Raw genomic sequence first — 14,641 nt, 5'->3', positions numbered from 1 at the left:
TCCCAAACCTATATTTAGATATGAGTCTAAATAGTCCTTTGGACATTTCTCGCTTACTCTTAGCAACGTTTTCCACACGAATATTTCGCTATTACGAGGATCGCATTCCTCGTGATGCAAGTTTGTTAATAGTGAGCAATCATCGCAGCTTTATGGATGCGATGATTTTAATGTCAGCTTTATCAAGTCCGATTCGTTTTGCTTGTCATCACTATATGGGACAAGTCCCAATTTTGCGGGAGATTGTCACCGGACAATTAGGTTGTTTTCCTTTAGATATAAATCAAAACCGTCAGCAAAGCTTTTTTGCCCAATCACAGATGCTATTACACTCTCAACAGATGGTAGGGGTTTTTCCTGAAGGGGCTGAACCGATGGTGCAATCAACTCCAAAATCTGTAGTTGGGGAATTTCAGCGGGGATTTGCCCATTTGGCTTTGCGTTCTGGCGTACCAGACTTAGCAATTTTACCAATTGCGATCGCCTCCTTAGAAGAAGTCAACACTACAGCTTTTCCCCTAAAAATGTTGAGTTTGTTCGACCCTTCTGAACCTTTATTTAACCAATATGGATGGCATCCATTAGTAATATATCAACGAGTAGCTGTGTTAATTGGTCGTCCTTATTGGATTACAAACGATCATCAACACCAATATCATGGAAAACAAGCAAAAAATGTTGTCTCTGAGCTAACCGAACACTGCCATCGTGAGATAAGTACTTTGCTACAACAGGGTTGTTATTAATGCCTAATGTAGCAAAAAAGAAAATTAATCAGCAGAATTTTTTGGTAATTTACCTGATCGAGAATTGTAATTTTTTGCCTAGTTTGCATGTATCTTGCTAAATAGTGTCGGAGATGATCTGCTAATAAGATTAAGTTATCTTTACGATAACTTGATTAGAGATTTAAGTGAGTTTTTATTAGCTGAGTTATGCTTTTAACAGACTTTTACCTGTAACACTGTAGAGAAGCTATTCAGTTATGTCTAACGACAAGCCGCTGAGTGTCTATGCCTAAACCAAAGGATAGTTATTGTATGCAGGTCAATCTATCAAAATAGCCAAGGAAATTGAAATTGTAAAATGCCACAAGTTGAGCTAAAGCCGTGTTTTCTGACTCCTAAACGAGTCCAACCAGAGTATCCGTTGTTTGTTTATTTACCGGGAATGGATGGCACTGGTGAATTGTTGCGATCGCAAACATCTGGGTTAGAAGCTGGCTTTGATGTGCGCTGTTTAGCGATCCCCAGAAAAGATCTAACTAGCTGGGAAGAATTAACTAAAAATATCTTGGACTTAATTCATGCAGAATTAGAGAAAAGTTCCCAAAGACCAGTTTATCTGTGTGGGGAATCATTCGGCGGCTGCTTGGCGATGAAAGTAGCCACCAAAGCAGCGCATTTGTTTAAACGCATAATTCTCATTAACCCAGCCTCAGCTTTTCGCCTGCGTCCGTTTTTAGATTGGGCATCCCAGATAACATACTTAGTGCCAGAATCTTTTTATGATGTCGGTGCATTGGGACTATTACCGTTTCTCGCATCCTTAGAACGGATGACTAGAAGCGATCGCCACGAACTGCTAAAAACCATGCGTTCTGTCCCCTCAGCAACAGTTAATTGGCGGTTGGCTTTATTGCGAGAATTTGCAGTGGATGATAGCCAGTTACGCCGCTTAACTCAACAAGTGTTGTTAATTGCTGGTGCAGGCGATCGGCTTTTACCTTCTGTAGATGAAGTGAAGCGGATAGCTGGTATATTACCCAATGCCGAGGTTTTGGTATTGCCAAACAGTGGACACGCCTGTTTGCTAGAACAAGATATTAGTCTCTATGAGATTCTCAAAAACACTAACTTTTTAGAACCCAGGGAGCAAAAAGTTTATCAGCTACAGGTCAAGGAAGTTAGTTAAGCGTTAGTACTTAGACTAAAATAACCGCTTTGTTCTCTGTGCTTAAGTTGGGAAAGCCGCCCACCCAAGTGTCATCTTCTGCGCCTCTGCGTGAGATAAATTATTCCGCAAGTACATAACAAACTTGTACTTGTTGGAAGATGTCAAGTCGCTTTAAGTTTCGCTACAAATTGAATAGAGCGACTTGCAAAAAAATGGCAGACCAACACCAAAAAAAACCAGAAGTAGAAATCACCCATCAAACATCCGCCCCAGAACAATCATCGCCTTTAGATGGTTTGGCTACAACTGGTCAAGCATTTGTCGATACAGCCTGGGAATTTGGCGTAGCCGCAGCCAAACAAACACATAAATTATTTGGACAAGCTACTCAATCTACTGGTGAAGTAGTCAATTATCTCAATCAAAATTGGCTAATCCGCAAACTATCAGGATTTTTGAATCTCAATTGGCTAATTGGTGCTAGTGAAAATGTTGATTTAGAAAAAGCAGCAGCCGCAGTCAAAAAAATCAAGCAGCAGCATCCCCAAGAATCACCCAGCCAAATTTCTCACCGCATTATGCTGGAAACAGCCACAAAAGCTGGGGGGATTGGATTCGCCAGTAGTATTTTACCAGGGGTAGCAGCAGCATTATTAGCAGTTGATTTAGCCGCAACCCTGAAATTACAGTCAGAAATGTTGTATCAAATTGCGGCTGCTTATGACTTAGATTTAAAAGATCCCGCGCGAAAAGGCGAAGTTTTAACGATTTTTGGTTTGGGTTTGGGAGGGAATCGACTAGTGAAAGCCGCCGGATTGGCGTTGCTGCGAAATGTCCCGTTTGCTGGTGCAGCGATCGCCACGAGTTCTAATGCTGCTTTAAGCTATTCTCTAGGTTATGCCGCTTGTCGATTTTACGAAGCCAAACTAGATGAGTCCGTTTCTCTAACATCACCAGAAACTTTGGCAAATCTCAAAGCCGAAAGTGAAAATTACTTAGAAACTGCGATCGCTCAACAAGCAATCATGGATCAAATCTTAGTTCACATGATTCTCGCCAGCCATCCCGAAAAAACCTGGGAAAAAATTTTACCAGAATTGCAAGCATTAAACCTCAGCCAAAATTCCCTGAGTGCGATCGCCAACAATATCAAATCACCACAACCTTTAGATACACTACTCAATCAACTCAACCGTGATTTTGCTGTGCCTTTGTTGGCTCAATGCCAAAAAATTGCCCAACTTGACAAGCAAAGTACGCCATTGGAGCAAGAAGTAATTAGTGCGATCGCCAATAAATTTGACATTAACACCACTGAAATCGAGTCAATAGTGAAGACTTCTGATTCCAACACTAGCCTCTAGCTTCCAGTCCCTAGTACAACACGACGGAAATAAAGATACCATTTCAAGTTAGTGAAAAGCTTGTGATCTAAGCTTTTTGGCTTTTGCCTTTTTACTTTTTACTTTTTAATTCCGCGTAGCGGTACTAGCCTCTATTCTTGTTCAATTTGCTCAGGATCAATACCCAGTTCTCGGAGGCGTTGCTTTAATTGTTCTACTTGTTGTTGTGCTTCTCGTAAGGCTTGCGCCTGTTCTGTGGGATTCAGCAGCTTTTCCCCTGTATCTTCTCGATAAAAACCAATCAGTTCTCCTTCTACCTGCAACCGCAATCCTAGAGGTTCACTGCGATTGTCCGTAATCAACTCATATACATCTTGCCGTAACCGATAACCTTGCAACTGTCCCTGCACCCATTCGCCTTTGGGGTCAAATAACCAGTATTCTTTGACACCAAGTTGCTCGTACAAAATCTTCTTAAATTCCTGATCGTGATTTTTTGTTCCTGCCGAAGTCATTTCAAAAATCACAGATGGAACTTCCCCTTCTTCCCACACCTTATAATTATCTCTACCACCAGGGGCGATATTAAAAATCACCATCACATCTGGGGCAACTCGCAACTTGGGAAATCCTTGAGAGTAGTAGAGAAACTGATTAGCAAGGACTGTTGCCTGTTGTCCTGCTAAATACTGGCGGAGAACTTCCAACGTCGCCAGTAAAACGCATAGATGGGCATAGCTTTCTGCCACAGGTTCACCATCAGAACTAGGATAGAATACTTCTGCCCGTTGGTTTGAAGATAAGGCTGGAGTCATATTCACGCCATGCAGAAGGTTGGGATGTTTCAATTATAAAATTCATTGGTCATTTGTTACTTGTACTGAGCGTTCGCGCAGCGTCTCCGACAGGAGAAGCCGAAGTATTGGTCAAGAGTCAAAAGCCCAAACTTGATATGATCTTTCAGACTTCATACTTCAGACTTCTGACTTCCCTTCACACTTCAAAATTTTGAGCAATACTGGTACAAGAAGGAATCTTTAAACAAAATCCCAACATGGCAGCAATTCAACTCAGTAATCAGCCTCTCTTGGAGTGGGCAGGCGATACTTTAGCAATTGGATTATTTGAAGATGCAGTAGAGTTAACAGGTGAACTGGCAACTTTAAATGACAAGTTTGCTGGCATCTTAAAAGAAGTAATTGCCGAAGAAGAATTTACAGCCAAAGCCAACAGCACTGTCTTTACTCGTGTCAGTGGCGGTGGTGCAGTTAAAAAAGTAATTTTAGTTGGCTTAGGAAAACCGGACGCGCTGAAAGTAGATAGTCTGCGGCGGGCGGCGGCGGCGGTTGCAAAGGTAGCCAAAAAACAAAAAACCAAAACTCTCGGATTTAGCTTTCCCTTGTGGAATAACGACCCAAATGCCACAGCCCAAGCGATCGCCGAAGGTGTACAGTTGGCGTTATACCAAGATGTACGTTTTAAATCAGAACCAGACGATAAAGGCTCAAAGGTCGAAACCATAGAATTGCTGGGTTTTGATGGGCAAGAAGCGGCAATTACCCGTGCAAATCAAATTGTATCCGGGGTGATTTTGGCGAGAGAGTTGGTAGCAGCCCCAGCCAACGCAGTTACACCCATTACAATGGCAGAGACAGCCCAAGCGATCGCCAAAGACTACGGTTTACAAATAGAAATACTCGAAAAAGAAGATTGTGAAAAGCTGGGTATGGGGGCTTTTTTAGGAGTTGCCCTAGCCTCTGACTTACCACCCAAATTTATTCACCTCACTTACAAACCAGAAGGCACACCAACAAAGAAACTAGCCATTATTGGTAAAGGTTTAACCTTTGACTCTGGTGGATTGAATATTAAAGGTGCAGGTAGCGGCATCGAAACCATGAAAATTGATATGGGTGGTGCAGCTGCAACCTTGGGTGCGGCAAAAGCGATCGCTCAACTTAAACCTGATGCCGAAGTTCATTTTATCTCCGCCGTTACCGAAAACATGATTAGCGGTCGCGCCATGCACCCAGGCGACATCCTCACTGCCTCTAACGGCAAAACCATCGAAGTGAATAACACCGATGCTGAAGGACGTTTAACCTTAGCTGATGCTTTGGTATATACAGATAAATTAGGCGTAGATGCGATCGTTGATTTAGCCACACTCACAGGTGCTAACGTGATAGCGTTGGGTGAAGATATTGCCGGCTTGTATACTCCCGACGATGCTTTAGCTGCTCAGATAGAAAAAGCCTCTGCCACATCCGGCGAAAAAATTTGGCGAATGCCAATGGAAGAGAAATATTTTGAAGGCTTGAAATCTGGCATTGCCGATATGAAAAACACCGGGCCGCGTCCTGGGGGTTCCATCACCGCCGCCTTATTCCTCAAGCAGTTCGTCAAAGATACCCCTTGGGCGCACTTAGATATTGCCGGGCCAGTATGGTCAGATAAAGAAAATGGCTACAACGGCTCCGGTGCAACAGGCTACGGTGTGCGAATGTTGGTTAATTGGGTACTAGGAACTGGAGTGTGAAGTCTGAAGTATGAAGTCTGAAATATGAGTTTTTAGACTTCATACTTCAGAATTAATACTTTATTCGTGTTATCTTGGGCTTGCCGCCAAAATCAAGTTGCAATAGTAACAACAGTAATTTGGCAGTTAGAAAGTTACGGTTTTTTAACAAAGCCAATCTGGTAAAATTTGTAAGGTTTCTAGAAGCTCTGAGCAATGGGATCGACTTGCGCACGGATAGCAATTGACGCAATGGGGGGGGATCATGCACCCAAAGAAATCGTTGCTGGGGCATTACGCGCCAGTGAAGAATTGGGTGTGAAAGTCTTGTTGGTAGGTGATCCCCAACAAATTAAAGCTGTCATGCCGCCAAAAACTACTTTGGAGAGGGTGGAGATAGTTCCTGCTGAAGATGCGATCGCTATGGATGAGGAGCCTTTAAATGCGGTGAGACGCAAACGCAAGGCTTCGATTAACGTGGCGATGGATTTGGTAAAAAATCAGCAGGCGGATGCTGTGTTTTCTGCTGGACACTCTGGGGCAGCTATGGCAGCAGCTTTGCTGCGCTTAGGCAGGTTGCCAGGAATTGATCGCCCAGCAATTGGCACAGTTTTCCCCACCATTATGGCTGGCAAGCCAGTGTTAATACTGGATGTGGGTGCTAATGTAGACTGCCGTCCTAAGTTTTTAGAGCAGTTTGCGATGATGGGTTCGATTTACAGCCAATACGTCTTGGGTACAGACACACCCAAAGTCGGGTTATTGAATATTGGCGAAGAAGATACTAAAGGTAATGAGCAAGCCCTCCGCGCCCATCAACTACTGCGAGAGAATGCTCTAATTAATTTTGTTGGTAATGCCGAAGGGCGTGATGTGCTTTCGGGCGAATTTGATGTAATTGTCTGCGATGGCTTTGTGGGTAATGTGTTATTAAAATTTGCAGAATCCCTCGGAGGAGTAATTCTGCAAATTTTACGGGAAGAACTGCCCCAAGGATTGCGCGGTCAAATTGGGACAGCACTGTTAAAACCAAATCTCAAGCGAATTAAGCAGCGTATGGATCATGCGGAGCATGGAGGTGCTTTACTGTTAGGTGTGGCTGGAGTTTGTTTTATCGGCCACGGCAGTTCGCAAGCACCTTCAATTTTTAGTGCAATACGGATGGCCAAAGAAGCAGTGGATAATCAGGTACTGCAAAGACTTCATTCCCAATACGAAATCCTTCAGCGTGATAGCGGTTAGTAATGGGTCAATTGTCATCCGTCATTTGTCCTTTGTTGTGGGAAAACAGCAGAGACAATGATCAAAATGCTGAGAGCTTGGGAGAGCAGGAGTGCAAAAGTTAGGCATAGCATTTACAGGAAGTGGCTCGGCAGTTCCCGAAACTTCCCTCGACAACCAGGCGCTAACAGCACTGGTTGAAACATCAGATGAATGGATCACCACAAGAACGGGAATTCGTCAACGACGAGTATCACAACCTTCAAATTCCTTGAGTTCCTTGGCGGCGGCGGCTGGTCGTCAAGCGATCGCATCTGCCGGAATTCAAGCCACTGACTTAGATCTGATTCTGTTAGCAACATCTACCCCTGATGATTTGTTTGGTACTGCTTGTAAAGTGCAAGCGGAGTTGGGAGCGACGAAAGCAGTAGCATTTGACTTAACCGCCGCTTGTTCTGGCTTCGTCTTTGGTCTGGTTACTGCTGCCCAATACATCAGAACCGGTGTATATCAGAATGTACTTTTGATCGGGGCAGACATCCTCTCTCGATGGGTAGATTGGCAAGACCGCAGAACTTGTATTTTGTTTGGTGATGGGGCGGGAGCAGTAGTTTTACAAGCTAGTGAAAGCGATCGCCTGTTAGGATTTGCCCTCAAAAGTGATGGTACGCAAAATCATTACCTCAACCTAGGCTATTCAGCGACTTCTCAAGAAATACTCCCAGGCATCAATGTTTCTCAAGGCACTTACCAACCCATCACGATGAACGGCAAGGAAGTATACCGCTTTGCTGTCCAGAAAGTCCCAGAAATTGTTGATAAAGCCCTATTTGAAGCGAATCTGACTGTTGACCAAATAGATTGGCTCATCTTACATCAAGCCAATCAACGCATTCTGGATGCTGTTGCTCAACGGCTAGGAATTCCTGAACAAAAAGTTATTAGTAATCTGGCAAATTACGGCAATACCTCCGCTGCTTCTATTCCTCTGGCCTTAAATGAAGCAGTGCAACAAGGTAAAATTCAACCCAACGACATTATTGCAGCATCAGGCTTTGGCGCAGGTCTGACCTGGGGTGCAGCAATTTTTAAATGGGGAAATAAGCATTAATAAGTAAAAAGTTAAAAGTAAAAAGGTAAAAATTTTTTACTTTTGCTTTTTGCCTTTTGATTTTTTTATTGACTATTGACCAATGACTAAAACCGCATGGGTGTTTCCTGGACAAGGTTCCCAAGCCCTGGGAATGGGAACAGATTTATTAGATATACCAGGTGCTAAAGAAAAATTTACTCAAGCTGAGGCAATCTTAGGCTGGTCTGTTAGCGAAATCTGCCAAAACCAAGAAGAAAAGTTAGGACAGACACTTTATACTCAGCCCTGTCTTTATGTTGTGGAAAGTATTCTCGCGGACTTGATGCGAGAAAGGGGACAGCAACCAGATCTGGTGGCTGGGCATAGTTTGGGTGAATATATTGCCCTTTATGTGGCTGGCGTATTTGAATGGTCAGCTGGGTTGCATTTAGTCAAACGTCGTGCAGAACTGATGGAGAGCGCCGCTGGTGGGATGATGGCGGCGTTAATGAACTTTGACAGAGAACAATTAGAAACAGTTATAGCCGCAACACCAGATGTCGTTTTGGCAAATGATAACAGTCCCGCACAGGTAGTAATTTCTGGGACTCCTGATGCTGTACAAACAGTCATGTCGCAAGTTAAAGCCAAGCGTGCTATTCCCTTAAAAGTTTCTGGGGCGTTTCACTCACATTTGATGGCTGCGGCTGCGAGTGAATTCCAAGACATTCTGGAATCTGTAGAATTTCAGCCTGCAACTGTACTCGTGATGTCCAATGTTGAGCCTTTACCCTCAACTGATGCCCAGATTTTAAAACAGCGTTTAACTCAACAGATGACTGGTTCTGTCCGTTGGCGAGAAATTTCGCTGCAATTACCCGCTAACGGTATTGAGCAAGTCATAGAAATCGGCCCTGGTAATGTTTTAACTGGTTTAATTAAACGCACCACTTCTGATTTAATCTTAAAGAACGTCCGTAATGCTGCTGAATTAACGGACTAAAAAATTCAAAAGTGTGAAGTATGGAGTATTTCATACTCCATACTTCACACTAGCCTGCGGCAAGCCCTGACGCTCCTTCTCCCAAAGGGAGACGCTACGCGAACGTCGCTACCGCTTCGCTAACACCGCTAAAAGAAAGCGTCTACATACTTCATAATTCACACTTCATACTTCCTATGTCTCGCAGTCGTGAACCGCTTATTAGTCTGGCACTTTACCACGCCTTTAAATGGTCGGTTGTCAGCCCCATGCTTCATGCTTACTTTCGGGGCAAGATTTATGGGGTGGAAAATGTGCCGCAATCTGATCCATTAGTAGTTGTTAGCAATCATGCTAGTTACTTTGACCCGCCAATTGTTTCTAATTGTGTGCGTCGCCCAGTAGCATATATGGCTAAACAAGAATTATTTGAAGTTCCGGTTTTGGCACAAGCAATTAAATTGTATGGTGCTTACCCAGTGAGTCGAGGTAGTGCCGATCGCAATGCGATTCGCGCAGCTTTAGAATGTTTAGAAAATGGTTGGGCTGTGGGAGTTTTTTTACAGGGTACTCGCACCCCCGATGGTAGAATTACTGACCCGAAAAAAGGTGCAGCCTTACTAGCTGCAAAGGCGCAAGCACCGATTTTACCTGTGAGTTTGTGGGGAAGTGAAGAAATTTTAGAAAAAGGCTCGTCTCTACCCCGTGCTGTTCCTCTCACAATCAGAATTGGTGAGGTGATTGACCCTCCTAGTTCTACTAATAAAGAACAACTAGAGGCTGTAACTCAAAAGTGTGCAGCAGTAATCAACGAAATGCACGATTTAGGGCGTTGAGGAGAAATATACTTTTAGATAGTAGCGATCGCCACTCGATATTTTATATGTTGCTAATGTGTAGTAGCGATCGCTAAAATAATCTATTTTTTAAACATTATATGAGTGGATTGGATGCCAAGCATTTTTGGAATCGGTTGAATAATTTGGCGTTAGTCCGCTTTTTGCTTTTAGTGGCTGCTGGCTGGGCTTTTGTCCAACTTTTAGGATATTTTGAAGCGGTCATAGTTATTTTTACATTTGCCGCAATTTTAGCTTTTTTACTCAGCTACCCTGTATATTGGTTGCGGCGGTTTTTACCTCATGCTGTGGCTGTGATTGTCGTTTTCTTACTTAGTATTGTGATTCTGGGAGGCTTGATGATCACGGTTGGTATAGCCGTGTTATCCCAAGGACAGCAATTAATAGACAGTATTTCTGGTTTTTTAAGTTCTCTTGCGCCTTTTTTAGAAAGAATAGAAGAATTTCTGCGGAACCGCAATCTACAAATAGACTTAAGTGTAATTGAAGAGCAACTGCGGAATCAGGCGATATCAGGTTTAGTAACTAGCTTAACTGTTCTACAACAGTTATTGACTAATTTCGTCACATTTATTTTGATTGCTGTTGTAGCATTTTTTATGCTATTAGATGGCGAAAAGCTGTGGAATTTTATTTTGAAGATATTACCTAAACAGCGCCGTATTAGATTTACTAATATTATCAGACGTAGCTTTTTAGGCTTCTTTCGCGGTCAGTTATTACTAAGTTTGTTTTTAACAGTTGCTACTTTTGTTGTTTTTGTATTACTGCAAGTACCTTTTGCTTTATTATTATCTATAATAGTTGGCTTTTTAGATATTATTCCTGGGATAGGAGCAACTTTAGGCGTTGGTATCATCACGTTGATTGTGCTATCTCAAAATGTTTGGTTAGGATTAAAAGTATTCATTGCTTGTATTATCCTTCAGCAAATTCAAGATAATCTAATTGCACCTCGGATTATGCAAGGTGCGCTGAATCTCAATCCTGTTGTAGTATTTTTTGCTTTATTAGTAGGTGCTAGAGTTGCAGGTTTGTTAGGTGTGTTTATCTCTATTCCAATTACGGGAGTGATCGTGTCTTTATTTGAAATCGATGAGATGAAAGCAGAGGTTTAGTTAAAAGTCCTTTGTGATTCTACTCTAACCCTGAGTCCCTAGCTCCTAAACTCTAATGTAAAATCAGTTAATCACAACCAGCAAAAGAAATCATGTCGGATTTAAGAGCAGAATTAACAGAAAGCTTAGATGAAGCGGAATGGGAGTGGTTAATTCCTCATGTTCAGCGCGATGCAGTAATTTTGGTAGCCCAGGGTTTAAGCTTGTTAGATGTAGGAGAAGCGATCGCTAGTGATAACACTCAATCGGTACAGCAGTGGATTGATGAGCAATTAATTGGCAAACCTTCCATCGATCAAGTTGGAGAATGGAATTGCGATCGGCAAAAACGATTCAACACCCTGATTTTACAACCCTTTGTTCTAGTGCAAGAAATCGCAGCATAAGCTAAGTAAAAAGTAAAAAATAAATAATTTTTTACTTTTTACTTTTGCCTTTTACCTTTTTACTTCCTACTCTCAATTCTCGCTTTACCGCTTTTTTTAACACCATCAACACCCGTATAACCAGTAGCAACCCACACCAAGGCTCTGGCTCCATCCCGGATAGATTTCTCTAGCGGTTCTGGTGGTGATTCTGAAGGTACAGATACAGGTTGGAAATCAATTCCCCGGCTACCTAAGACAATCTCACCAATCACAGAAGCACGACGCATATGGAAATCTGAAGTAATCAAATAAACTCTCTTAATTCCGTGGGATTTCAAATCATCCACTAAGCTGGTAAAATTAGTAACTGTGTCTACCGCCTCATAATCCAAGTGTAACCGCTTAGGATCAACTCCAGCCTTGAGAAATACCTTGCGAGTGGATCTAGGTGGACTACCCCCAGAAATCCAAATTGGTAACTTTGGATGCTGGCGAACAAACTCCGCTGTAAATTTTTCTCTCTCTAATTTTTTGGTTGAACCACCTAAAACTAAGACCGCTTCAGGTTGTGTAGCTTGTTTTTGGACTTCTTTATAACCAAACCACATTAATAGGGGTACGGCAAGAACCATAAACCGAAAAGATTTACCTGTAAACAAAAAATTGTTCTTCAAGGCTCTATGATTTCGTGTACTAAGATGTAATATTCTCTAAATAAGTTAAAAACATATGTTAGGGTAGCAGATTTTTGTCAAATCTACCCTATTTTGGTGAAAAAAATTTTGTTGTATACAGGCTAAATTGGGCATAAACACTCTCGGTGGCAATTTAGGTGTTAGCTTCACATAAATTCGGAAGATTTGCTGAAAACTCCCGATTAATTTTTTTGAATTTTTAGATAATGACGGGACTGGTGCGTCTCGAACGCACGACCTAGCGCTTAGGAGGCGCTCGCTCTATCCAACTGAGCTACAGCCCCAACTACGAGGCATAAATATAATAGCAGTAGTTTTAGCTAGAGTGCCAAGAATTATCCCAAGAACCGCCACCTATTTCTAGACCACACAGAGAACTCTGTGATTTGAGGATAATTTTAGATTGTTTTTCACTGACGTTTCGCAATTCTAAATTCAGTTTTCCTTGCATGGTATCCCGACAACAAAACATTAAACCATTTGTAGTCGGCGCACGTAGGGGTGTACCTGGCAGATGCGTGGTTCCTGTCAACTCAACCTCATATTTTAAGTTCCTAGCTTGCATTTGCCATCTGCCCCAAGGTTGAATTTGCCATTGGACTTGAGAATTCCAGGGGACAAATTCATAAAATTTGCCTTGATAATGCACCCCAATCATGGCGACAGATTCCATCCACCACAACACACCGCGTCTACCACCGCCAGCGGTTAATGCTAAATCAGGTTCGCCATCAAAGCAATTACAGTTTAGCCAAAACCATTTTTGTGGAAAAGCACCTCCCCAATTTTTTTCTCCGTAGGCTGGCGCGTTGGTGAATTCATAGATTTTGCCATTCCAGTCTATCCAGCCACTCGCCAAGCCATGCGCCATCAAAATTTGCCAACCAGGTTCAAAAATTTGTAAAAATGACAGCCAACCAGCAGTTGATTGTTGAAGACTATTTTGATTACCCCAACCATATATTGGCTGAATTTCATAAAACCAGCGGCAATAAGAACCCGTTGCAGGATCACGAATTATTCCTTGGTTTATGGTAGCTGTAGCTTGATAACCTTCTTGAATATGTTGTTCAAATTCTGCACTTAAGAGGTAGAGGGGTTGAGTGTTGAGATTAGTTTTACCCCAATGGCCTAAAGCTAATACATCTCGACTAGCCCAAAATTTTGCCACATCGGGAAAAGTCCGACACAAATACTCATCATCGGGGCCGAGGACTTGGGCTGAACCACCACTGTAGGGTTTGCCACCAATGGGGTCTTCAATAGAGTACATAAAGGCAAAAGTTTGTCCGCAGTCTGGCAAAGTTACCCGGTAATACCAGCCTTCAAAAAAACGCCGACTATTGCCATCCCAATGGTAGCCGCTATGTGGTGTTTGAGAATTTCTCGGCAATGAAAACATCAATTTAATCTGCTTGTTAATTGACTATTGTTTAGTATGCGCGATCGCCTGTGAGCAAGTTTGACTATTTTGCCGCGATTGCCAAAATACCTGCCTGATAATTGGCTAATAACCGGATATATCTACTTGATGCTCACTCTTTTGGCAGATGATCAATTCCCAACTTTAGATAGAACCATCTGTGCAATTACAGAGGGTATGCTGAATATCATTAAAAGCCAAGTAAAAAAAAGAACTCAAGCTATATCAGAAGTTTTGCTAGTTTATACTTCAAATTCTTTTATACGCAAGGGTTGAGATGTGCAGAATTAGACTTTAGGAGTGTAATTAATCGTATGACAAATTCAGGCGATCGCGAAACTTATAACAACGACACTAGACAAGAATCTTACACCGATAATTACGGTAACACTCACACTAACGTGACACGCACCAGTGAAACAGTTAATAACAATCCCAACAATATCAACTCTTACAAAACTGGTTACGTCAATGGTCAACAAATTGAGCGTAACTACCAGCAAGCTAATTTAGCTGCACGTGACAATGAAAATGCGTCTCGTGGTTTATTATTAGGAATTTTGCTCACATCTCTAGCTGGTTTAATAGTGGGTGCATTTTGGTACTTTAATCAACCCAGAGAAACCGTCATTGAACAGACTCAACCAGTAGTTAATCCTTCACCAAGTAATGACCTTCCAACTCCCCAACCACAACAAACCACAATTATCGAAAGAACACGAGAAGTCCCTGTTCTAATTCCCCAACAGCAAGCCCCATCTGTAACTTTACCGCAGTCCTCTCCAGAGATTAACATTACTGTTCCCCCTCAACAGCCTGCAAATTCGGGAACACAAACCACTCCTCAAAGAAATAGTTCTAATGATAATTCTGCGGCAGGCAGTCCAGCGAATACTTCTAAAACTGATATACCCAAAAGTTCACTCCAGTCTGAGGAGAAATCAAATACTGATTCCTCTAGCACTGGTGATAGTGGTATAGATAAGAGTAACTCTCGATAATATAATCTTTGTAGATACTTAAAAGCCCCTTTCTGAAGAGAAAGAGGCTTTTAAAGTATAGAACCTGGCACCGAGCAATTGTGGCAGGAGGCAACCCTCCAACTATCGTAGCCGCAGCAGCGTTTCACCTCTGAGTTCGGGAAGGTA

The 14,641-nt window shown here is 42.4% G+C and carries 14 protein-coding genes and 1 tRNA gene; 11 read left to right on the top strand and 4 right to left on the bottom strand.

What is annotated here, in order from left to right:
* Window positions 1–20 precede the first annotated feature (20 nt).
* The 3 genes from IQ244_RS00075 (at window position 21) to IQ244_RS00065 (ending at window position 3,260) form a co-directional block, all read left to right on the top strand.
* Window positions 21–746, top strand: a complete 726-nt coding sequence (locus IQ244_RS00075; protein ID WP_193889043.1) for a lysophospholipid acyltransferase family protein — start codon at window positions 21–23, stop codon at window positions 744–746.
* A gap of 340 nt (window positions 747–1,086) precedes the next feature.
* Complete coding sequence (locus IQ244_RS00070) at window positions 1,087–1,914, top strand: alpha/beta fold hydrolase (RefSeq protein WP_193889042.1); 828 nt, start codon at window positions 1,087–1,089, stop codon at window positions 1,912–1,914.
* Window positions 1,915–2,108: 194 nt separating this feature from the next.
* Complete coding sequence (locus IQ244_RS00065; protein ID WP_193889041.1) at window positions 2,109–3,260, top strand: hypothetical protein; 1,152 nt, start codon at window positions 2,109–2,111, stop codon at window positions 3,258–3,260.
* Window positions 3,261–3,391: 131 nt separating this feature from the next.
* On the opposite strand, the gene IQ244_RS00060 is transcribed toward IQ244_RS00065, so the two are convergent.
* Entirely contained in the window at window positions 3,392–4,054 is a 663-nt protein-coding gene (locus IQ244_RS00060) for a Uma2 family endonuclease (RefSeq protein ID WP_193889282.1), read from the bottom strand.
* 239 nt (window positions 4,055–4,293) lie between these two features.
* Here IQ244_RS00060 and IQ244_RS00055 point away from each other — a divergent pair, with 239 nt between their 5' ends.
* From IQ244_RS00055 to IQ244_RS00025, 7 genes are all read left to right on the top strand, one after another.
* Complete coding sequence (locus tag IQ244_RS00055; protein ID WP_193889040.1) at window positions 4,294–5,778, top strand: leucyl aminopeptidase; 1,485 nt, start codon at window positions 4,294–4,296, stop codon at window positions 5,776–5,778.
* Window positions 5,779–5,973: 195 nt separating this feature from the next.
* Window positions 5,974–6,999: a phosphate acyltransferase PlsX gene (gene plsX / locus IQ244_RS00050; RefSeq protein WP_193889039.1), complete on the top strand. Its 1,026-nt coding sequence runs from the start codon at window positions 5,974–5,976 to the stop codon at window positions 6,997–6,999.
* Between the two features lie 91 nt (window positions 7,000–7,090).
* Complete coding sequence (locus IQ244_RS00045; protein ID WP_193889038.1) at window positions 7,091–8,089, top strand: beta-ketoacyl-ACP synthase 3; 999 nt, start codon at window positions 7,091–7,093, stop codon at window positions 8,087–8,089.
* Between the two features lie 82 nt (window positions 8,090–8,171).
* Complete coding sequence (gene fabD / locus IQ244_RS00040) at window positions 8,172–9,053, top strand: ACP S-malonyltransferase (protein ID WP_193889037.1); 882 nt, start codon at window positions 8,172–8,174, stop codon at window positions 9,051–9,053.
* 176 nt (window positions 9,054–9,229) lie between these two features.
* A complete protein-coding gene (locus IQ244_RS00035) occupies window positions 9,230–9,868 on the top strand; it encodes a lysophospholipid acyltransferase family protein (protein ID WP_193889036.1) in 639 nt (212 codons plus the stop codon).
* 101 nt (window positions 9,869–9,969) lie between these two features.
* Window positions 9,970–11,007 carry an AI-2E family transporter gene (locus IQ244_RS00030; RefSeq protein WP_193889035.1) on the top strand — a complete coding sequence of 346 codons (1,038 nt, stop codon included), beginning with the start codon at window positions 9,970–9,972 and terminating at the stop codon, window positions 11,005–11,007.
* A gap of 92 nt (window positions 11,008–11,099) precedes the next feature.
* Window positions 11,100–11,393 carry a DUF2288 domain-containing protein gene (locus tag IQ244_RS00025; protein ID WP_193889034.1) on the top strand — a complete coding sequence of 98 codons (294 nt, stop codon included), beginning with the start codon at window positions 11,100–11,102 and terminating at the stop codon, window positions 11,391–11,393.
* 59 nt (window positions 11,394–11,452) lie between these two features.
* Here IQ244_RS00025 and IQ244_RS00020 read toward each other — a convergent pair whose 3' ends face one another.
* From IQ244_RS00020 to IQ244_RS00010, 3 genes are all read right to left on the bottom strand, one after another.
* A complete protein-coding gene (locus tag IQ244_RS00020) occupies window positions 11,453–12,007 on the bottom strand; it encodes a YdcF family protein (RefSeq protein WP_193889033.1) in 555 nt (184 codons plus the stop codon).
* A gap of 273 nt (window positions 12,008–12,280) precedes the next feature.
* Window positions 12,281–12,354: transfer RNA gene (locus tag IQ244_RS00015), tRNA-Arg, on the bottom strand.
* Between the two features lie 32 nt (window positions 12,355–12,386).
* Window positions 12,387–13,472: a tocopherol cyclase family protein gene (locus IQ244_RS00010; protein WP_193889032.1), complete on the bottom strand. Its 1,086-nt coding sequence runs from the start codon at window positions 13,470–13,472 to the stop codon at window positions 12,387–12,389.
* A gap of 335 nt (window positions 13,473–13,807) precedes the next feature.
* Here IQ244_RS00010 and IQ244_RS00005 point away from each other — a divergent pair, with 335 nt between their 5' ends.
* Window positions 13,808–14,494, top strand: coding sequence for a hypothetical protein (locus IQ244_RS00005; protein ID WP_193889031.1), 687 nt, complete (start codon window positions 13,808–13,810; stop codon window positions 14,492–14,494).
* The last annotated feature ends 147 nt before the right edge of the window (window positions 14,495–14,641 follow it).

The organism is Nostoc sp. LEGE 06077 (assembly GCF_015207705.1).
Classification (GTDB): domain Bacteria; phylum Cyanobacteriota; class Cyanobacteriia; order Cyanobacteriales; family Nostocaceae; genus Nostoc_B.
Note: the sequence above shows the minus strand (reverse complement) of the source record. Positions and strands in the feature narration are given on the sequence as shown.

Bases quoted from the DNA above. Each gene is read 5' to 3' on its own strand.
- IQ244_RS00075 (WP_193889043.1), top strand. From the start codon at position 21: ATGAGTCTAAATAGTCCTTTGGACATTTCTCGCTTACTCTTAGCAACG.
- IQ244_RS00070 (WP_193889042.1), top strand. From the start codon at position 1,087: ATGCCACAAGTTGAGCTAAAGCCGTGTTTTCTGACTCCTAAACGAGTC.
- IQ244_RS00065 (WP_193889041.1), top strand. From the start codon at position 2,109: ATGGCAGACCAACACCAAAAAAAACCAGAAGTAGAAATCACCCATCAA.
- IQ244_RS00060 (WP_193889282.1), bottom strand. From the start codon at position 4,054: ATGACTCCAGCCTTATCTTCAAACCAACGGGCAGAAGTATTCTATCCT.
- IQ244_RS00055 (WP_193889040.1), top strand. From the start codon at position 4,294: ATGGCAGCAATTCAACTCAGTAATCAGCCTCTCTTGGAGTGGGCAGGC.
- plsX (WP_193889039.1), top strand. From the start codon at position 5,974: ATGGGATCGACTTGCGCACGGATAGCAATTGACGCAATGGGGGGGGAT.
- fabD (WP_193889037.1), top strand. From the start codon at position 8,172: ATGACTAAAACCGCATGGGTGTTTCCTGGACAAGGTTCCCAAGCCCTG.
- IQ244_RS00035 (WP_193889036.1), top strand. From the start codon at position 9,230: ATGTCTCGCAGTCGTGAACCGCTTATTAGTCTGGCACTTTACCACGCC.
- IQ244_RS00030 (WP_193889035.1), top strand. From the start codon at position 9,970: ATGAGTGGATTGGATGCCAAGCATTTTTGGAATCGGTTGAATAATTTG.
- IQ244_RS00025 (WP_193889034.1), top strand. From the start codon at position 11,100: ATGTCGGATTTAAGAGCAGAATTAACAGAAAGCTTAGATGAAGCGGAA.
- IQ244_RS00020 (WP_193889033.1), bottom strand. From the start codon at position 12,007: ATGGTTCTTGCCGTACCCCTATTAATGTGGTTTGGTTATAAAGAAGTC.
- IQ244_RS00010 (WP_193889032.1), bottom strand. From the start codon at position 13,472: ATGTTTTCATTGCCGAGAAATTCTCAAACACCACATAGCGGCTACCAT.
- IQ244_RS00005 (WP_193889031.1), top strand. From the start codon at position 13,808: ATGACAAATTCAGGCGATCGCGAAACTTATAACAACGACACTAGACAA.